Source organism: Frateuria flava, assembly GCF_017837635.1.
Classification (GTDB): domain Bacteria; phylum Pseudomonadota; class Gammaproteobacteria; order Xanthomonadales; family Rhodanobacteraceae; genus Frateuria_A; species Frateuria_A flava.
On sequence record NZ_JAGJRS010000007.1, the window covers coordinates 37,417 to 54,683 of the forward strand.

Below are 17,267 nucleotides of genomic sequence, written 5' to 3' on the forward strand. Positions count from 1 at the left end.
CCGCCTGCGGGGGAAGGTGCCCGGAGGGCGGATGGGGGACGCCTTGCGGGGCGCCTAACCCTGCGGCGCGCGCTGCAGGTAGGTGCGTGCAGCCATCAGGTCGCGCACCTCGATCGCATCGCCACCAAGCGACGCCACCCTCCCGCCGCCATGGCAGGAGGCGCACAGGTTGTTCGGCAGGTTCGCCGCGCGGGCGGCCGGCGCATGGCCGGAGGCGTGCGTCGAGGCGGCGTGTACCGCCAGGCCGAGCAGCGGCGCGGCCACGACAGCGGCAAGGGCAGGCAATGGGTGCGGCATCGGCAGGCTCCTTCTGTGAACGACGGCCGGCAGGCCAGGACCGCCCAGGCGCCTGTGCGCCAGGGCGGAACCGATCATGCCTTCAGCGGCGTGATGGTTTGTTCGATGGCGCCGAAGATCGAGGTGCCCTGCGCATCGGTGATCTCGATGCGCAGGGTGTCGCCGAACTTCATGAACGGCGTGCTCGGCTTGCCGTCGCGCAGGGTTTCGACGGTGCGCTGCTCGGCCAGGCACGAGGCCCCCTTGCTGGTGTCCTGGTTGGCGATGGTGCCCGAACCGACGATCGTGCCGGCGGTCAGCGGGCGGGTTTTGGCCACGTGGGCGACCAGCTGGGAGAAGCTGAACTGCATGTCCACGCCGCACTCGGCCTCACCGAACCACTGGCCGTTGAGCCAGGTGCGCATGGGCAGGTGCAGCTTGTCGTCCTTCCATGCCTCGCCCAGCTCGTCGGGCGTGACCAGCACGGGGGAAAGCGCCGAGCGCGGCTTGCTCTGCAGGAAGCCGAAACCCTTGGCCAGCTCGCCGGGGATCAGCCCGCGCAGCGATACGTCGTTGATCAGGCCGACCAGCTGGATGTGTTCGGATGCCTGCGCGGGCGTGGTGCCCATCGGCACGTCGTCGGTGACCACGATCACCTCGGCCTCCAGGTCGATGCCGAACTCCTCGCTCGGCACCACGACCGGGTCGCGCGGACCGAGGAAGCCGGCGCTGGTGGCCTGGTACATCAGCGGGTCGGTGTAGAAGCTCGCCGGCACCTCGGCGCCGCGCGCGCGGCGCACGCGCTCGACGTGCGGCAGGTAGGCCGAACCATCGACGAATTCGTAGGCGCGCGGCAGCGGCGCGGCCAGGTCGGCCATGTCCAGGGCGAACGCGCCGACGACCTGGCCGGCGTTCAACGACTCCGCCAGCGTGTTCAGGCGTGGCGCCGCATTCGACCAGTCGTCCAGCGCCGCCTGCAGCGTCGGCGCGATGTGGGTGGCGGTGACCGCCTGCGTGAGATCACGGCTGACCACGATCAGCGTGCCGTCGCGGCCGCCTTCCTTGAGACTTGCCAGTTTCATGAGAACTCCGGATTGAAATTAACCACAGCCTTCCACGTAATCGATCTGCGGCGGCACGCCGGCGCGCCAGCGGGTCACCCTGCCCTGCGCGTCGGTCTCGAAGACCAGCACGCCCTCGCCCTGCGGCGCGGTCACGCGCCAGACCCTGGCGCCGGCCACGTACTTGTGCGGTGACTCGCCGGCCCGCGCACCGTACAGCGCCTGGATCTGTTCCGCGCGCATGCCGACCTTGCCGCCACCGGGCGCGGTCTCTTTCGCGGTGCCCACGTCGTAGCGCACGAAGTGGCCGCCTTCGAACATGAAGGCGAACTCGGAGGGTGTCTTCACCCACTTCGGCGTCTGGTAGTAGCACGCCGCGTCCGGCGGGCCGAGGCGCTCGAGTTCACCCTGCCAGGCGGCAGCGAAGGCGCTTTCGTCCATGCCGAAGCGGAGATCGCCGTAGCCGTCGTAGCGGGCCAGGCCGTCGGGGTCGGTTTCTGCCAGTCCAACGGTCGCGGGCGCGGCGGGCACGCTGGCCACGGTCGCGGGCGCCGGGGCGCTGGCCTGCTCGCCGCTGCCGCAGGCGGCAAGCAGCAGCGCGCAGGCTGGCGCCGCGAGCCGGCGCATCAACGGCCTTCCGGCTCGAAGTGCTTCGCAATGCCCTGCCAGCACTCGTAGTAGTTCTTCTGCAACTGCGGCGATTCCAGCGCCTGGCGTGTCGGGCGGATCACCTTGCGGGTCTCGAACATGAAAGCCATGGTGCCGCTGATGACGTCGGGCTTGGACAGGTCGGCGTTGGACGCCTTCTCGAACGTCGCCGCGTCCGGGCCGTGGCCGCTCATGCAGTTGTGCAGGCTGGCGCCGCCGGGGACGAAGCCCTCGGCCTTGGCGTCGTACACGCCGGTGATCAGGCCCATGAACTCGCTCGCCACGTTGCGGTGGAACCACGGCGGACGGAAGGTGTGCTGCGCGACCAGCCAGCGCGGCGGGAAGATCGCGAAATCCATGTTGGCCGTGCCGGGCGTGTCGCTGGCGGAGGTCAGCACGGTGAAGATCGACGGGTCCGGATGGTCGTAGCTGATCGAGCCGATCGTGTTGAAGCGGCGCAGGTCGTACTTGTAGGGCGCGTAGTTGCCGTGCCAGCCGACCACATCCAGCGGCGAGTGGCCGATCTTCGCCTGCCACAGCGCGCCCTGAAACTTGGCGATGAGGCGGAAGTCGCCCTCGACGTCTTCGTAGGCGGCGCAGGGGGTGAGGAAATCGCGCGCGTTGGCCAGGCCGTTGGAGCCGATCGGACCCAGATCCGGCAAGCGCAGGAATGCGCCGAAGTTCTCGCAGACGTAACCGCGCGCTTCGCCGTCGGGCAACTCCACGCGGAAACGCACGCCGCGCGGGATCACCGCGATCTCCTGCGGCTCCAGGTCGATGACGCCCAGCTCGGTGGCCAGGCGCAGGCGGCCCTGCTGCGGCACGATCAGCAGCTCGCCGTCGGCGTCGTAGAAGAAGCGACCCTCCATCGAGCGGTTGGCCGCGTACAGGTGGATGCCAATGCCCGCCTGCTCGGCGGCCCCCCCGTTGCCGGCGATGGTGACCAGGCCGCCGATGAAGTCGGCGGGCTGCGACGGCATCGGCAGCGGATCCCAGCGCAACTGGTTGGGTGTGGCCGGGGCCTCGTCGAAGCGGTTGTGGAAGCGCTCGTGCGCCAGCGGCTCGAACGGCTCATGCACCGCCGCCGGGCGGATGCGATAGAGCCAGCTGCGGCGGTTGGCGTGGCGCGGGGCAGTGAAGGCGGTGCCGGAGAGCTGCTCGGCGTAGAGGCCATGGGCCACGCGCTGGGGCGAGTTCTGCCCCTCGGGAAGGGTGCCGGGAATCGCCTCGGTGGCGAATTCGTTGCCGAAGCCGGATTGGTAGTTCATGCGTCGCTTTCCTGTCTGGTCTGACGCGTGATGGCTTCCCCCTCACCGTTCGCGCTGAGCGTAGCTCGCGCAGCGAGCGGAGTCGAAGCGCCCTCCCGCACACGTTGATGCTCGTGCTTGCCTTTGGCCAAAGCGCCAACCGCGCTCCAGTCACTGGCGATGTACGCCAACTTCTTTGCGTGGCTCCAACCCTTGAGCTTGCGCTCCATGGTCAGGGCTTCGTAGCGTGTTTCGAAGGCTTCCGTGTGGACCGGCTTCACCGGGCGGCGGGAGGCGGTGTACCGGCAACCTACGCCCTGGTCGTGCTGTTCCATGCGCCGGTCCAGATCGTCGGTGTGGCCGATGTACAGGCTGCCGTCGGCACATTGGAGGATGTAGAGGGTGAAATCCATTTCCCCACCTCGTTTTCTTGTGGACTGCCCTTCGACCCCGGCCCTTCAGGCCTACGCTCAGGGCGAACGGTTTTTTTGAAGCACTTTTCCGTTTGGGAACCGCCCTTCGACTTCGGCCCTTCGGGCCTACGCTCAGTGCGAACGAATTTTTTGAAGCACTTTTTCCGCTTGAGAACTGCCCTTCGACTCCGGCCCTTCAGGCCTACGCTCAGGGCGAACGGCTTTTTTGAAGCACTTTTCCGTTTGGGAACTGCCCTTCGACTTCGGCCCTTCGGGCCTACGCTCAGTGCGGCCGGTGTTTTTTTGTAGGGTCCTGTGTGTTTCGTAAAGTCCCGTTTTTTTCAGCCGTTCGCCCTGAGCGTAGCCGCGCAGCGGCGGAGTCGGAGGGCCGCGATGCTCAAAGCACGCCGCGCTTCATCTGATCCCGCTCGATGCTCTCGAACAGCGCCTGGAAGTTGCCCTCGCCGAAGCCTTCGTTGCCCTTGCGCTGGATGATCTCGAAGAAGATCGGCCCGATGTTGTTCTGCGTGAAGATCTGCAGCAGCTTGCGCTGCTTGGTTTCCGGATCGGCGTCGATCAGGATCTTGTTCTTCGCCAGCCGCGGCACGTCCTCGCCGTGGTTGGGGATGCGCATGTCGATCACGTCGAAATAGGTGTCGGGCGTGTCGAGGAATTCCACGCCCTGCTCGCGCATCTTCTCCACCGTCTCGTAGATGTCGTCGGTGAAGCAGGCGATGTGCTGGATGCCCTCGCCGTGGTAGGCGTCCAGGTATTCGTTGATCTGGCTCTTCGGATCGTTCGACTCGTTGAGCGGGATGCGCACGATGCCGTCCGGCGCGGTCATCGCCTTCGACACCAGCCCCGTCTTGGCGCCCTTGATGTCGAAGTAGCGGATCTCGCGGAAGTTGAAAAGCCGCTCGTAGTAGTCCGACCACTTCTGCATGTTGCCGAAGTAGAGGTTGTGCGTGAGGTGGTCGATGAAGGTCAGGCCAAAGCCCTTCGGATTCTGCTCGGCGCCCGGCACGGCTTCGTAGTCGCCATCGTAGACGTCGCCCTTGGCGCCGTAGCGGTCGACCAGGTACAGCATGCAGTCGCCGATGCCCTTGACCACCGGCGCGTTCACCGCCTTGCTGGCGGCCTTGTGATCGACCGCCTCGCCACCGTTGCCAAGCACCTTCTGGCACACCTCGTCGGCGGGCATCTTGAAGCGGATGGCGAAGCCGCAGGCGCAGGGGCCGTGCTTGGCAGCGAAGTCGGCGGCGAAGGAGTCCGGATCCTCGTTGACCAGGAAGTTCACGCCGTTCTGGCGGTACACGGTGATCGCGCGGGTCTTGTGCTTGAGCACCGCGGTGAAGCCCATCTTGCGGAACAGCTCGTGCAGCTCGCCGCCGTGGCCGGCCGGCGCGGCGAACTCGACGAACTCGAAGCCGTCGATGCCCATCGGGTTCTCGAAGGTGGTGACCTGCATGCCGAGGTTCGGTTGGGCGTTCATGGCGCTCTCCTCAAATGGCGAAGACGTAAAGTGGGCGGTGCGGCCACGCCCACGAGCTTGCGCGGGGGCCACGAAGAAACCGGCTAGATCTTCGTTATAGTTACATATGAAACCATTTGCAAGGAGCCGCGCTGCCGTGCCAGCCAAGCGCCAACCCGTCCGCCCGCCGGCCGAGCACGCACCGCTCGAACTGGAGCGCTTCCTGCCCTACCAGCTGTCGATCGTGTCCAACACGGTCAGCCAGGCGATCGCCGACGATTACCAGCGGCGGTTCGACCTGGGGGTCACCGAGTGGCGGGTGATGGCCGTGCTGGCGCGCTTCGACGGCTTGTCGGCGCGCGAGGTGGCCGAGCGCACGGCGATGGACAAGGTGGCGGTAAGTCGCGCGCTGGCGCGGCTGGTCGAGGCCGGGCGCGTGGACCGGGCCACCCATGACGGCGACAAGCGCCGCTCGGTGCTGAATCTCAGCGAGGCCGGCTGGGCGATCCACGACCAGGTGGCGCCGATGGCGCGGGCGCGCGAGCGTGAGCTGCTGGAGAAACTCGATGCCGAGGAACAGAGCTGGCTCGAGCGCATCCTGGACAAATTGATGCCGCCGGAAAGTCGCTGATCCTTCCCCCGCTCGCGGGGGAAGGTGCCCGGAGTGCGTATTTTTACCGAGGTACCCGGCAAGGCTTCCCCCATCCGCCTGTCGGCACCTTCCCCCGTGGGACGGGGGAAGGCTCGGTTGGGTGGTTACTTGATGCCGTGCATCAGCCTGTTGATCGGCGGCGAGATCAGCAGCAGCAGCACGCCCGAGCCGACCAGCACCCAGAAGCAGAAGGTAAAGCCGGACAGCGCGGAGGCGACGGTCATGCCGCTTTCGCCGCTGATCGAGCGGGCCACCAGACCGGAAAAATCGCCACCGGCCGCCAGCGACAGGAACCAGCCGCCCATCGCCAGGCCGACGAACCGCGGCGGCGCGAGCTTGGTCACCATCGACAGGCCGATCGGCGACAGGCACAGCTCGCCCAGCGTCTGCATCACGTAGCACAGCACCAGCGGCCAGAACGGGATCAGGCCGGTCGGCCCGAGCAGCTCCTTGAGCGCGTACACCAGCACGACGAAGCCCAGCCCGTTGAAGATCAGGCCGAAGCTGAACTTGCGCGGGATCGACGGCTCGGCGTTGCGACGCGACAGCAGCGCCCACACCACCGTCAGCAGCGGCGCGAAGGTGAGGATCGCCAGCGGCGTCACCGACTGGAACCAGCCGACCGGGAACACCCAACCACCGAACATCTCGCGATCGACCCAGTTCTCGGCCAGGAAGTTGAGCGAGGTACCGAACTGGAAGTAGAACGTCCAGAACACCACGCTGAAGACGAACACGATCAGCATGGCGATCACCCGGTGCAACTGCACCCGGTCATGGCGCATCGCCTCGACGATCAACGCGGCCGCCACGCCGATGAACAGCACGCCCAGCAGCCACTGCAGACCCTCGGCGCCGACGTAGGCCAGCAGTGCGTAGATCAGCGGTACGGCCACCGCGGTGCCAATCAGCACCCACAGCACACGCAGGCGGTTTTCCATGCCCGCCAGGGGACGGCCCACGCCCTTGAGGCCACGGCGGCCGAACCAGAACCACAGGAAGCTCAGCAGCATGCCCACGCCGGCGGCACCGAACACGATGCGGTAGTTCTGCTGCATCGGTGTGTCGGTGAAATGGGCCGCCATCCAGCCGGTCAGCAGCGGCGCGACGAAGGCGCCGGCGTTGATACCCATGTAGAACAGGGTGAAGCCGCGGTCGCGTCGCGGATCGTCGCGGCCATAAAGCTGGCCCACCATGGTCGAGATGTTCGGTTTGAACAGCCCGTCGCCGGCGATCACCAACGCCAGGCCGAGCATCATCAGCGGCTTGCTCGGCACCAGCAGCGTGAACAGGCCGGCGGCCATCACCGCCGCGCCCAGCAGGATCGAGCGCTGGTAGCCGATCACGCGGTCGGCCACGTAGCCGCCGAAGATCGAGGCCGCGTAGATCAGCGCGGTGTAGGCGCCATAGATGCCGGCGGCCCAGCCCTGCCCCGACGGATCGCCGTTGAAGAACTGCGCCACGATGTAGAGCACCAGCGCCCAGCTCACGCTGTAGTAGGCGAAGCGCTCCCAGAACTCGGTCATGAAGAGCATCCACAGCGGACGCGGATGGCCGAGCAACTGCGGATAGTCGGGCGCCGCGGCCGGCGTGGTTTCGGCGGTCTGGGTCATGGATTCCCCTTGGCGTGGAGGGACGCGCCAGGCGCGCGCCAACCGGTGACGTGTAACCGGCGCGAGGGCGCCACGTCAATGGCGGCTTTACGGTAGGAGCGCACCCGTGCGCGACCGCCACGCATCACGGTCGCGCACAGGGTGCGCTCCTACAGGTATCTCACGTACCCAGAACCGTGCGCACGTCCAGCAGCTCCGGGAAGAACTCCAGCTCCAGCGCCTTCTTCAGGAACGACACACCCGAGGAGCCACCGGTGCCCCGCCGGTGCCCGATGATCCGCTCCACGGTCTTCATATGGCGGAATCGCCAGAGCTGGAAGCTTTCCTCCACGTCCACCAGTTGCTCGCACAGGTGGTACTCCGGCCAGAACTCGCCGCGCTGCTCGTAGATCCGCTTGAGCACCGGCAGCAGCGCCTCGTTGCGCTGGTAGGGCCGGCTCCAGTCGCGCTCGACCACGCCAGCCGGTATCGCGTGGCCACGCCGGGCCAGGTAGCGCAGGAACTCGTCGTACAGGCTGGGCGCCTCCAGCACTTCGCGCAGTTGCGCCTGCGCGGCCGGGTCGTAGGCGAACACCGCCAGCATGTCGGCGTGCTTGTTGCCCAGCGCGAACTCGATCAGGCGGTACTGCAGCGACTGGAAGCCCGAGGAGGGCCCCAGCATGTCGCGGAATTCCAGGTATTCGGCGGGCGTGAGCGTCTCCAGCACCGCCCACTGCTCGAACAACTGGCGTTGCACCTGCTTCACGCGGGCCAGCACCTTCAGGCAGGCGTCCACGTCGTCCCGGCGCAGGTCGTCGATCGCCGCCTTCAGCTCGTGGATGATCAACTTCATCCACAGCTCCGAGACATGATGCTGCACGATGAACAACATTTCATCGTGGTGGCTGGTGAGTGGCCGCTGCGCGGACAGCAGCGTGCCCAGCTGCAGGTAGCCGCCGTAGGTCATCTTGCCGTTGAGGTCCGTCTCGATGCCGGTTTCGAGATCGCGCTGGTTGTCGCCCATGGAGTGCTTTTCGTCCCTTCCGATCCAGGCGGCCATGGTAACGGGGGTGTTTCGCAGGCGCTCCTGATCCAGGACAAGCGCAGCGGCGGTCCCCACGGATGCGACAGCAGCTGTCTGCCGTAGGAGCGCCCTTGGGCGCGACCGCGGGCCTCAGGTCGCGCCCAAGGGCACTCCCTGCGGGAACGCTGCAGGAGTGGGCGATCCAGGCCCTTGCGCGGCGCCTCGCCGGACCTTCCACACGCCCGCGCATGTTGCACCGTACCTTGCAGCGCAACACGCGCGCCTGCTATCAAAGGCGGTCTTTTCGGGCCGTTTGCGCGTGCCTGGCCCCACTGGATGGGCCGCCGCCTCCCCCAACGTATCCCATCTCCACTCCACCTTCACGGGAGCGAGTCGTGTCCATCGCCGCCAAGTTTGAAATCGAGTATCTGCAATACCTCGACGCCGAGGGCAAGCAGGTGCGTGACGATCTGCCTGCGTTCGCGCAGGACCTCGACCAGATGGTCGAGCTGTACAAGCTGATGCTCTCCACCCGCGTGTTCGACGCCAAGTCGATCGCGCTGCAGCGCACCGGCAAGCTCGGCACCTACGCCTCCTGCCTGGGCCACGAGGCCGCGCACGTGGGCATCGGCAGTGCCATGAAGCCCGAGGACGTGCTGGCGCCGAGCTACCGCGAATACGGCGCGCAGCTCTACCGCGGCGTGCAGCCGCGCGAGGTCTACATGTACTGGGGCGGCGACGAGCGCGGCAACGACTACCAGAACGAGCCGGCGCGCCACGATTTCGCCTGGTCGGTGCCGATCGCCACGCAGTGCCTGCATGCGGCCGGTTCCGCGCTCGCCTTCAAGATCCGCGGCGAGAAGCGGGTGGCGGTGTGCACCATCGGCGACGGCGGTTCGTCCAAGGGCGACTTCTACGGCGCGATCAACATCGCCGGCGCGCAGAACCTGCCGATGGTCGCCGTCATCGTGAATAACCAGTGGGCGATCTCGGTGCCGCGCAAGATCCAGTCCGGCGCGCCGACGCTCGCGCAGAAGGGCATCGCCGCGGGCCTGTACTGCATCCAGGTCGACGGCAACGACATCATCGCGGTGCGCAAGGCGATGGAGGACGCGCTCGAGCGCGCCCGCAACGGCGAAGGCGGCAGCGTCATCGAGGCGGTCACCTACCGCCTGGGCGACCACACCACCGCCGACGACGCGCGCCGCTACCGCGGCGAGCAGGAGGTCAAGGACGCCTGGGCGAAGGACCCGGTCAAGCGCCTGAAGAACTGGCTGGTGGCCAGGAAGGTGTGGGACGACAAGAAGGAAGAGGCCTGGAAGGCCGAGTGCGACGACTGGATGGACAACGAGGTCAATGCCTACCTCGAGACCAAGACCCAGCCGGTCAGCGCGATGTTCGACTACACCTTCGCGGAAATTCCCGCCGACCTGGAAAAGCAGCGCGACCTCGCGCTCTCGCTGGAAAACAAGGCGCACTAAGTCATGGCACAGATCACCCTTATCGAAGCAGTCACCCAGGCACTCGCCTACGAGATGGCGCACGACGAATCGGTCGTGGTGCTGGGTGAGGACGTGGGCGTCAACGGCGGCGTATTCCGCGCCACCCAGGGCCTGCAGGAGAAGTTCGGCGAGCTGCGCGTGCTCGACACGCCGCTGGACGAAACCACCATCGCCGGCGTCACCGTCGGCATGGCCGCCCAAGGCATGAAGCCGGTCGCCGAGGCGCAGTTCGAGGGCTTCATCTACCCGATGATGGAGCAGATCGCCTGCCACGCCGCGCGCCTGCGCAACCGCACCCGCGGCCGCATCACCGTGCCGGCGGTGTGGCGCGCCCCGTGGGGCGGCGGCATCCGCGCGCCGGAGCATCATTCCGAGGCGAACGAGCACCTGTTCACCAACATCCCGGGCCTGCGCGTGGTGCTGCCCTCCTCGCCGGCGCGCGCCTACGGCCTGCTGCTGGCGGCGATCCGCGATCCGGATCCGGTGATGTTCTTCGAGCCCAAGCGCATCTACCGCCAGTACAAGGAAGAGGTACCGGACGACGGCGAGGCGCTGCCGCTGGACGTGTGCTTCGTGCTGCGCGACGGCACCGACGTGACCCTGGTGACCTGGGGCGCGCAGGTGAAGGAGACCCTGGAAGCGGCCGACGCGCTGGCCGCCGAGGGCATCAGCGCCGAAGTGATCGACGTCGCCACGCTGACCCCGCTGGACTTCGACACGATTGCCGAGTCGGTGGCCAAGACCGGCCGCTGCGTGATCGTGCACGAGGCGCCCAAGACCGCCGGCTTCGGCGCCGAGATCGCCGCGCGCCTGGCCGAGGAATGCATGTACGACCTGCTCGCGCCGGTCGAGCGCGTGACCGGCTTCGACACGCACATCCCGCTGTTCCGCCTGGAAATGAAGTACCTGCCCAGCACCGAGCGCGTGGTGGAAGCGGCCAAGCGCACGTTGGCGGCAAGCTGAATTGACGGCCGGGAATCGTCAATAGGAAATCGGGAATGGCAGGAGCCAAAGCGCGCCCTTCCCGACCTCGCTCTTACGATTCCCCATTCCCCATTTCCCATTCCCGGATCTCCCATGGCTGACATCAAGACGTTCCACCTCCCCGACCTCGGCGAAGGCCTGCCCGACGCGACCATCGTCGAATGGCACGTGAAGGTCGGCGACACGATCAAGCTCGACGCCCCGCTGGCCTCGATGGAAACCGCCAAGGCGGTGGTCGAGGTGCCCTCGCCCTACACCGGCAAGGTGACCAAGCTGTACGGCGCCGCGGGCGACGTGATCGAGACCGGCGCCGCGCTGGCCGACTTCGAGCCGGATCCGAACGCCAAGCAGCGCGCCGAGGCCGAGTCCACCGGCCACCATCACGGCCCGAAGAAGAGCGTCGGCAGCCCCGCGCCGGATGACGGCCACAAGGTCGTCGCCTCCGACGAGGGTGGCGAGGTCGAGACCGGCGGCAAGGACCGCGAGGACGAAGGCACCGTGGTCGGCGCCATGGTCAGCGGCAACACCGTGCACGTCGAGCAGGCCGCCAGCATCGGTGGCGTCAAGGCCGTGCCGGCCGTGCGCGCGCTGGCGAAGAAACTCAAGGTCGACCTCACCCGCGTCAAGCCCACCGGCGCCGACGGCGTGGTCACCATGAAGGACGTCAAGGACGCCGCCGCCAACGGCAGCGCCCCGCTCGGCGGCACTCCGGCGCGTGCGGTGCCAGCCTCGGCCGGCCGCCACCTGGCACCGGAACTGCCCGAGCCCGGCCCCACCCCGCAGCGCGGCCCGGTGTCGCTGGCCGGCAAGCCGGTGCGCACCGCGCCGCCGTCGCAGCCGGCCACCGGCCAGCCCGAGCAGTTGAAGGGTGTGCGTCGCAACATGGCCCGCGTGATGGCCGAGGCCCACGCCCAGGTCGTGCCGACCACGCTGGTCGACGACGCCGACCTGCACGCCTGGATCGGCAAGCAGGACATCACCGCGCGCCTGATCCGCTCCATCGTGGCCGCCTGCAAGGCGGTGCCGGCGCTCAACGCCTGGTTCGACGGCAAGAACCTCACCCGCACGATGCACCGCCACGTCGACATCGGCATCGCGGTGGACACCGACGACGGCCTGTTCGTGCCGGCCCTGCGCAACGCCGACGTGCTCGACGGCGCCGGCGTGCGCGCCGCGATCAAGCGCCTGCGCAGCCAGGTCGAGGACCGCACGATCCCGTCGTCGGAGCTGTCCGGCTACACCATCAGCCTGTCCAACTTCGGCATGTTCGCCGGCCGCTACGCCACCCCCGTGGTGGTGCCGCCTTGCGTGGCGATCGTGGGCGCCGGCAAGCTCAGCCACGACGTGGTCGCGGTGATGGGCGGCATCGAAGTGCACCGCCGCATGCCGATCAGCCTGACCTTCGATCACCGCGCCGCCACCGGTGGCGAAGCGGCGCGCTTCCTCAAGGCGTTGCTGGACGATCTGGCGCTGCCGCAGTAACGACAAGAACCTCGCAACCACTCCGGCCGGGCCGGAGCGAGGCTTGCGCAGGTCGATGGGCGGCGAACGCCCATCATCAGGAAAAAGGAAACGGAGCGCCCGGCGCTCCGTTTCCTTTTCACACCACCGGGCGCACGCTCTGCCTCCAATTCAACGGAGGCCTTCCATGCACCACAGCCGCCTCAGCACCATCGTGCTCGATTGCCAGCTCGACGACCTGGCGCCGGCCACCCGCTTCTGGAGCGCCGCGCTGGGCAAGCCCGTCGAGGATGCCGACCAGGACGGCGACGGGCGCTATGCCGCGCTCGCCACGGCCGACGACGAGCCGATCATCCTGCTACAGAAGGTTGCCCACGAAAGCCGCGTACACCTGGACATCGAAACCGATGACCTAGACGCGGAGGTGGCACGCCTGGAAGCGCTCGGCGCGCGCGCCATCGCCTTCGTCCGGGAGCGCTGGTGGGTGATGCAGGCGCCGACCGGGCACCGCTTCTGCGTGATCCAGAAGCAGCGCGAGCGCTTCGGCCCGCATCTCAATCGTTGGGAGTGAGCCGGTAGCCTGGCCGTTGGCGGTCGTCCAGTGCCGGCCCCGGCCAGCGTCCTGCAATAGGACCGCCCCATCCGCGAACGCGGTCATGCGAGGTGCCTGAGGTCAGTAGTCGTGCACGTCGAGCGCGATAAGGCTACGCACGTCGTAGGCCTGCGCACTGGCGGGCCATGCCAGCCCCGCCAGTGCGCGGTCGGCGGCCGGCCAGGGCGCGTTGTCGAGCAGCACCTCGGTGGACACGGTGCCGTCGGCGGCACGGCGCAGGAACAAGCGGATACAGTGCAAGTGGGGAGCGAGCGATTCGCCCTTCAGCGCATTGGCCACGCTGGCCACGACGCCGGGCGGCACGGCGATGTCGGCGCCCTCCACCGCCAGGCGACCGATGAAGGCGTCCCATTGACGCAGGCCGATCGCCCATTGCGCCAGGTCGAGCTTGCGCTCGTCGGTGACGTACCAGCAGGCGGCCAGCAGCACCGGCAGGTCGCTGCGCGCGAACCGCTCCAGCGCATCGCGCCAGCCCGCCTCGCCCTGGCCGTTGCCGGCGTAGCTGAGCTCGATCTGGCGGTCCTCTTCCAGCACCAGGTCGAGGTCCAGGCGGCCGGGCTGATCCGGTGCGGACGCGTCCTGCCAGTGCGCACGCAACGCGGGGTAGTCGCCGTCGGTCAGCAACCAGTCCTCGTCCGGCTCCAGCTCCACCTCATGCCGCTCGAACAGGCGGGCCAGTTGGGCGTGCAGCTTTTCGGATGTCATCGCAGCCTCATCGGCGCGCCGGGCGCCACAGCAGAAAGCGGAGCAGCATCGCCAGCACCAGCACGGCCACGCAGGCGCCGTAGCCGAGCAGGGCCGGCAACACCTGCTGCCAGATCGCGCCGCTGGCGCGGCCGAACGCGTCGACCTGCGGCGGCGGCGCGGCCTCGAACCCCCAGCCGGCGCTCACCACTGCCGCGATGGCCGCCAGCACCAGGGCGAGCCAGTCGAACGCGCGACGCGCGGCGGTGCGCGGCAGGCTCTTGGGGTAAGTGAAGTAAGCCCACCCGAGCACAAGCAGCCAGGGCGCAAGCAAAAGCAGCGCGAGATAACGAAGCATCTTCAGGCCCTCAGGCGGCGCCGGCGAGCTGCGCGATCGCCTCGCGCAGCCGGCCCAGCGCCTGGTCGCGCGCCGCCTCGTCGGCATAGGCGGGCGTGCTGCCGACTTCGCTGCCATCGAGTTCGAGCACGACGCCGGTAGCCGTGGGCCGCAGGGCAACGGCGCCGCCGGCCTGTCTGAGCTGCTTCTGCGCCACGCCGGCCGCCTTGGGATCGTCGAAGGCGCGCGATAGCAACAGCTCTTCGCCATCGCCGGCGAACAGGCGGAAGCGGAAGCGGCCGTCCTCGTCGCGGAAGCTGGCCAGGCGCGGCGGCTTCTCTGCCCGCGGCCTGGATGCGTCGGCGGCGCTGGCGGACACCACGTGGCTGCCCAGCCCCACCGCATCGCGCAGGCGCGCCATCTTCGGCGTGGCGATCGCGCGCGCCTTGCGTGCGCCGTCCTGCAGGATCGCCTCGATGTGCGCCGGCTGCGCGATCAGTGCGTCGTAGCGCTCGCGCATCGGCGCGATCTGGCCTTCGAGCAGATCGAACAGCGCCTGCTTGGCCTCGCCCCAGGACAGGCCTGATTCGAGCGCACTGCGGAACGCGGCGGCGTCGGTATCGCTGGCGAAGGCGCGGTAGAGCGTGTACAGCGAGGAGCTCTCCGGATCCTTCGGCTCGCCCGGCAGGCGCGAGTCGGTGACGATGCGCATCACCGCCTCGCGCAGCGCCCTGGCGCCGCCGGCGAACAGCGGAATCGTGTTGTCGTAGCTCTTGGACATCTTGCGCCCGTCCAGGCCCGGCAGCGTCGCGACCTGTTCCTCGATCTGCACTTCCGGCAGCACGAAGAAGTCCTCGCCGTAGATGTGGTTGAAGCGCTGCGCGATGTCGCGCGCCATCTCCAGGTGCTGGATCTGGTCGCGGCCCACCGGCACCTTGTGCGCGTCGAAAGCGAGGATGTCGGCGGCCATCAGCACCGGGTACATGTACAGGCCCGCGGTCACGCCTGCGTCCGGGTCCTCGCCGGTCTCGACGTTGCGGTCGACCGCCGCCTTATAGGCGTGCGCGCGGTTGAGCAGGCCCTTGGCGGTGACGCAGGTCAGCAGCCAGGTGAGCTCGGGAATCTCGGGGATGTCCGACTGGCGATAGAAGGTCACCCGCTCCGGATCGAGGCCGCAGGCCAGCCAGCTCGCCGCGATTTCCAGGCGGGAGCGCGCCACGCGTGCCGGATCGTCGCTCTTGATCAGCGCGTGGTAGTCGGCCATGAAGAAAAACGCATCGACGTCCTCGCGCCGGCTCGCGGCGATCGCCGGGCGGATCGCGCCGGCGTAATTGCCGAGATGCGGAGTACCGGTGGTGGTGATGCCGGTGAGGACGCGGGTTCGGTTCATGGCTCGATTCAAAGGATGCGGGGACGCGGGCTGGGCGATGTCATGCCGCCAGCCGGGAGATGATAGGCGCTCAGGGATCGCGCCGGTATGCGCGGTTCTGCCGCAGTGACGCCAAGACGCTCAGCGGATCAGCGTGGATTTGCCGAACAGCGACTCGACCAGTTCCACCGCCAGTTCGCCGGTCTGGTTGTGCACGTCATAGGCGGGGTTGAGCTCGACGATGTCCAGCGAGGCCAGCCGGCCGGTGTCGGCGATCATCTCCATGCACAACTGCGCCTCGCGGTAGGTCGGACCGCCGCTCACGGTGGTGCCCACACCCGGGGCGATCGGCGGATCGAGGAAGTCGACGTCGAAGCTGACGTGCAGGTGGGTGTCCTCGTCGAGGCCGGCCAGAGCCTCCTCCATCGTGCGCTTCATGCCGACCTCGTCGATATGGCGCATGTCGAAGACCTTCATGCCGTACTCGCGCACCAGCTTCTTCTCGCCATCGTCGACCGAGCGGATGCCGATCTGGCGGAACACGTCCGGGGTGGTGGAGGGCGTGTGGTTGCCGATGCCGACGAGCTCGGCCGGACCGTTACCGCACAGGCAGGCGACCGGCATGCCGTGGATATTGCCCGAGGGTGTCGCGTTGGAGGTGTTGAAGTCGGCATGGGCGTCCAGCCACAGCACGCGCAGTTTCTTGCCCTGGTCGCGGCAGTAGTCCGCGACGGCGGAAATCGAGCCGATCGCCAGGCAATGGTCGCCACCGAGCATCACCGGGATGCGGCCGGCCTGCAGCTCCTGGCGCACCGCGGTATGGACGGCCATGTTCCAGGTCGCCACCTCGTCCAGGTGCCGATAGCCGTTGTCCGGCGGCAGCCAGGGATTGAGCGGCCCCTGCAGGTTGCCGCGATCGACCACCTTCAGGCCCCGCGCGACCAGCCGCTCACCCAGCCCGGCCACACGCAGCGCCTCCGGCCCCATCGAGGCGCCGCGATGGCCCGCGCCGATATCCGTGGGTACGCCAATCAGGCTGACTGTCTGCTGGGTCATAAGGCCTCGTCCGTCCGGTGGGATGCCCGCGCGCGCTGGCGCGCGGTGGTGCCGGCAGCAGGAGTCGAACCCGCGACCTACTGATTACAAATCAGTTGCTCTACCAACTGAGCTATGCCGGCCTTGAGAAGGCATGAAGTCTAGCAGGCAGGGCGCCGACGCGCCCCACTGGCGGACGGGCCGCTGCCGGACGCGCCTAGAAGCAGGTCGTGCTGTGCGACCCGATCCCCGCGGTGCGGACCCGGCCCTGCCAGTCGAAGCGGGCACCGTCGGCGACGACCAGGTCGAGCCAGTATTCGGGCACCTGCTCGGTGCGTTCCTGGATCTGCGCGGGAAAGCCGGCCGTGGTGACCTCGTCACGGCGCTTGCGCGCGTTGGCCGGGTCCTTGAACAGACCCAGCGAGATGGCGTTGGACTGGTCGCCCGAGCTCATGACGAAGTAGTCGCCGACGTTCGCCGCTTCCAGCCGTCGCGCCAGCGCGAGTGCCTGGGCGCGGGCACCGGGCGCGGGCAGGTAGACCCACCAGGCGCGCGTCTCGGTGGTCTGCTCCTGGCGCGAGCGCATGCGCACGCCCGGCCCGGTCAGTGCGGTACGGGCGTTGCGCAGGTCTTGCGGGGTATCGAACGGGCCGATCGCCAGGCAGCGCGTTTCCAGCGCTGCCGCCGTACTTGCAGCGGGCGCCGGGACGGTGGCCGGTGATGGGATGGCCGGCCGCGACGGTGGCGTCTGCTCGGACAACAGGTGCAGCATCGGCACGCCCGGATCGGTCACGCTGCGCCCGTGCGAGTCGTCCTGGCCGAGCACCAGCCAGGCACCCACCGCGATATTGAGCGCGATCAGCAGGACGAACAGCAGGCGCAGGAACATCGGACTCCC

18 protein-coding genes and 1 tRNA gene are annotated in these 17,267 nt (G+C 68.1%); 5 read left to right on the forward strand and 14 right to left on the reverse strand.

From position 1 onward, the window contains the following. Positions 1-54 precede the first annotated feature (54 nt). From J7I44_RS02845 to hppD, 6 genes are all read right to left on the reverse strand, one after another. Positions 55-297: a hypothetical protein gene (locus J7I44_RS02845; protein WP_209615407.1), complete on the reverse strand. Its 243-nt coding sequence runs from the start codon at positions 295-297 to the stop codon at positions 55-57. Positions 298-371: 74 nt separating this feature from the next. Further along, entirely contained in the window at positions 372-1,358 is a 987-nt protein-coding gene (locus tag J7I44_RS02850; protein WP_209615410.1) for a fumarylacetoacetate hydrolase family protein, read from the reverse strand. A gap of 18 nt (positions 1,359-1,376) precedes the next feature. Continuing rightward, positions 1,377-1,964, reverse strand: a complete 588-nt coding sequence (locus J7I44_RS02855; protein WP_209615413.1) for a hypothetical protein — start codon at positions 1,962-1,964, stop codon at positions 1,377-1,379. Next, positions 1,964-3,253: a homogentisate 1,2-dioxygenase gene (gene hmgA, locus J7I44_RS02860; protein WP_209615417.1), complete on the reverse strand. Its 1,290-nt coding sequence runs from the start codon at positions 3,251-3,253 to the stop codon at positions 1,964-1,966. Before hmgA ends, J7I44_RS02855 begins: the two co-directional genes overlap by 1 nt. Continuing rightward, positions 3,250-3,645 carry a GIY-YIG nuclease family protein gene (locus tag J7I44_RS02865; RefSeq protein WP_209615419.1) on the reverse strand — a complete coding sequence of 132 codons (396 nt, stop codon included), beginning with the start codon at positions 3,643-3,645 and terminating at the stop codon, positions 3,250-3,252. Before J7I44_RS02865 ends, hmgA begins: the two co-directional genes overlap by 4 nt. 397 nt (positions 3,646-4,042) lie before the next feature. Continuing rightward, the gene (gene hppD / locus J7I44_RS02870) at positions 4,043-5,137 is read right to left on the reverse strand and encodes a 4-hydroxyphenylpyruvate dioxygenase (protein ID WP_209615422.1); all 1,095 of its coding nucleotides are present in this window, start codon (positions 5,135-5,137) and stop codon (positions 4,043-4,045) included. 136 nt (positions 5,138-5,273) lie between these two features. On the opposite strand from hppD, the gene J7I44_RS02875 reads away from it, so the two are divergent. Next, positions 5,274-5,747, forward strand: a complete 474-nt coding sequence (locus tag J7I44_RS02875) for a MarR family winged helix-turn-helix transcriptional regulator (protein WP_209615425.1) — start codon at positions 5,274-5,276, stop codon at positions 5,745-5,747. A gap of 125 nt (positions 5,748-5,872) precedes the next feature. Here the strand turns inward: J7I44_RS02875 and J7I44_RS02880 are convergent, their stop codons facing one another. Beyond that, on the reverse strand, positions 5,873-7,381 hold the full coding sequence (locus J7I44_RS02880) for a peptide MFS transporter (protein WP_209615428.1): 1,509 nt from the start codon (positions 7,379-7,381) through the stop codon (positions 5,873-5,875). 160 nt (positions 7,382-7,541) lie between these two features. Further along, positions 7,542-8,384: a tryptophan 2,3-dioxygenase gene (locus J7I44_RS02885; RefSeq protein WP_209615432.1), complete on the reverse strand. Its 843-nt coding sequence runs from the start codon at positions 8,382-8,384 to the stop codon at positions 7,542-7,544. Between the two features lie 395 nt (positions 8,385-8,779). Here J7I44_RS02885 and pdhA point away from each other — a divergent pair, with 395 nt between their 5' ends. From pdhA to J7I44_RS02905, 4 genes are all read left to right on the forward strand, one after another. After that, a complete protein-coding gene (pdhA, locus tag J7I44_RS02890; RefSeq protein WP_209615435.1) occupies positions 8,780-9,865 on the forward strand; it encodes a pyruvate dehydrogenase (acetyl-transferring) E1 component subunit alpha in 1,086 nt (361 codons plus the stop codon). A 3-nt stretch (positions 9,866-9,868) separates the two neighbouring features. Continuing rightward, a complete protein-coding gene (locus J7I44_RS02895; protein WP_209615438.1) occupies positions 9,869-10,849 on the forward strand; it encodes an alpha-ketoacid dehydrogenase subunit beta in 981 nt (326 codons plus the stop codon). Between the two features lie 114 nt (positions 10,850-10,963). Next, positions 10,964-12,352 (forward strand): dihydrolipoamide acetyltransferase family protein, encoded by a 1,389-nt coding sequence (locus tag J7I44_RS02900; protein ID WP_209615441.1) that lies wholly within the window; start codon positions 10,964-10,966, stop codon positions 12,350-12,352. A 166-nt stretch (positions 12,353-12,518) separates the two neighbouring features. Next, positions 12,519-12,902, forward strand: coding sequence for a VOC family protein (locus tag J7I44_RS02905; RefSeq protein ID WP_209615444.1), 384 nt, complete (start codon positions 12,519-12,521; stop codon positions 12,900-12,902). 102 nt (positions 12,903-13,004) lie between these two features. On the opposite strand, the gene J7I44_RS02910 is transcribed toward J7I44_RS02905, so the two are convergent. The 6 genes from J7I44_RS02910 to J7I44_RS02935 all read right to left on the reverse strand — a co-directional run bounded on the left by J7I44_RS02910 (position 13,005) and on the right by J7I44_RS02935 (position 17,258). After that, positions 13,005-13,649, reverse strand: a complete 645-nt coding sequence (locus tag J7I44_RS02910; RefSeq protein WP_209615447.1) for a DUF6348 family protein — start codon at positions 13,647-13,649, stop codon at positions 13,005-13,007. A gap of 7 nt (positions 13,650-13,656) precedes the next feature. Beyond that, entirely contained in the window at positions 13,657-13,986 is a 330-nt protein-coding gene (locus J7I44_RS02915) for a hypothetical protein (RefSeq protein WP_209615449.1), read from the reverse strand. Positions 13,987-13,996: 10 nt separating this feature from the next. After that, complete coding sequence (locus tag J7I44_RS02920; RefSeq protein ID WP_209615452.1) at positions 13,997-15,355, reverse strand: tryptophan--tRNA ligase; 1,359 nt, start codon at positions 15,353-15,355, stop codon at positions 13,997-13,999. A gap of 120 nt (positions 15,356-15,475) precedes the next feature. Beyond that, a complete protein-coding gene (gene rocF, locus J7I44_RS02925; RefSeq protein WP_209615455.1) occupies positions 15,476-16,390 on the reverse strand; it encodes an arginase in 915 nt (304 codons plus the stop codon). 46 nt (positions 16,391-16,436) lie between these two features. After that, a tRNA-Thr gene (locus tag J7I44_RS02930) sits at positions 16,437-16,512 on the reverse strand. Between the two features lie 74 nt (positions 16,513-16,586). Then, positions 16,587-17,258 (reverse strand): SPOR domain-containing protein, encoded by a 672-nt coding sequence (locus J7I44_RS02935; RefSeq protein WP_209615458.1) that lies wholly within the window; start codon positions 17,256-17,258, stop codon positions 16,587-16,589. Positions 17,259-17,267: the final 9 nt, after the last annotated feature.

What these genes read in the sequence shown, in the direction of transcription:
- J7I44_RS02920 (WP_209615452.1), bottom strand. Translation starts at nt 15,355, where the DNA reads ATGAACCGAACCCGCGTCCTCACCGGCATCACCACCACCGGTACTCCG.
- J7I44_RS02855 (WP_209615413.1), bottom strand. Translation starts at nt 1,964, where the DNA reads ATGCGCCGGCTCGCGGCGCCAGCCTGCGCGCTGCTGCTTGCCGCCTGC.
- J7I44_RS02865 (WP_209615419.1), bottom strand. Translation starts at nt 3,645, where the DNA reads ATGGATTTCACCCTCTACATCCTCCAATGTGCCGACGGCAGCCTGTAC.
- J7I44_RS02895 (WP_209615438.1), top strand. Translation starts at nt 9,869, where the DNA reads ATGGCACAGATCACCCTTATCGAAGCAGTCACCCAGGCACTCGCCTAC.
- J7I44_RS02905 (WP_209615444.1), top strand. Translation starts at nt 12,519, where the DNA reads ATGCACCACAGCCGCCTCAGCACCATCGTGCTCGATTGCCAGCTCGAC.
- J7I44_RS02900 (WP_209615441.1), top strand. Translation starts at nt 10,964, where the DNA reads ATGGCTGACATCAAGACGTTCCACCTCCCCGACCTCGGCGAAGGCCTG.
- hppD (WP_209615422.1), bottom strand. Translation starts at nt 5,137, where the DNA reads ATGAACGCCCAACCGAACCTCGGCATGCAGGTCACCACCTTCGAGAAC.
- J7I44_RS02885 (WP_209615432.1), bottom strand. Translation starts at nt 8,384, where the DNA reads ATGGGCGACAACCAGCGCGATCTCGAAACCGGCATCGAGACGGACCTC.
- J7I44_RS02935 (WP_209615458.1), bottom strand. Translation starts at nt 17,258, where the DNA reads ATGTTCCTGCGCCTGCTGTTCGTCCTGCTGATCGCGCTCAATATCGCG.
- hmgA (WP_209615417.1), bottom strand. Translation starts at nt 3,253, where the DNA reads ATGAACTACCAATCCGGCTTCGGCAACGAATTCGCCACCGAGGCGATT.
- J7I44_RS02880 (WP_209615428.1), bottom strand. Translation starts at nt 7,381, where the DNA reads ATGACCCAGACCGCCGAAACCACGCCGGCCGCGGCGCCCGACTATCCG.
- J7I44_RS02850 (WP_209615410.1), bottom strand. Translation starts at nt 1,358, where the DNA reads ATGAAACTGGCAAGTCTCAAGGAAGGCGGCCGCGACGGCACGCTGATC.
- rocF (WP_209615455.1), bottom strand. Translation starts at nt 16,390, where the DNA reads ATGACCCAGCAGACAGTCAGCCTGATTGGCGTACCCACGGATATCGGC.
- J7I44_RS02915 (WP_209615449.1), bottom strand. Translation starts at nt 13,986, where the DNA reads ATGCTTCGTTATCTCGCGCTGCTTTTGCTTGCGCCCTGGCTGCTTGTG.
- J7I44_RS02910 (WP_209615447.1), bottom strand. Translation starts at nt 13,649, where the DNA reads ATGACATCCGAAAAGCTGCACGCCCAACTGGCCCGCCTGTTCGAGCGG.
- J7I44_RS02845 (WP_209615407.1), bottom strand. Translation starts at nt 297, where the DNA reads ATGCCGCACCCATTGCCTGCCCTTGCCGCTGTCGTGGCCGCGCCGCTG.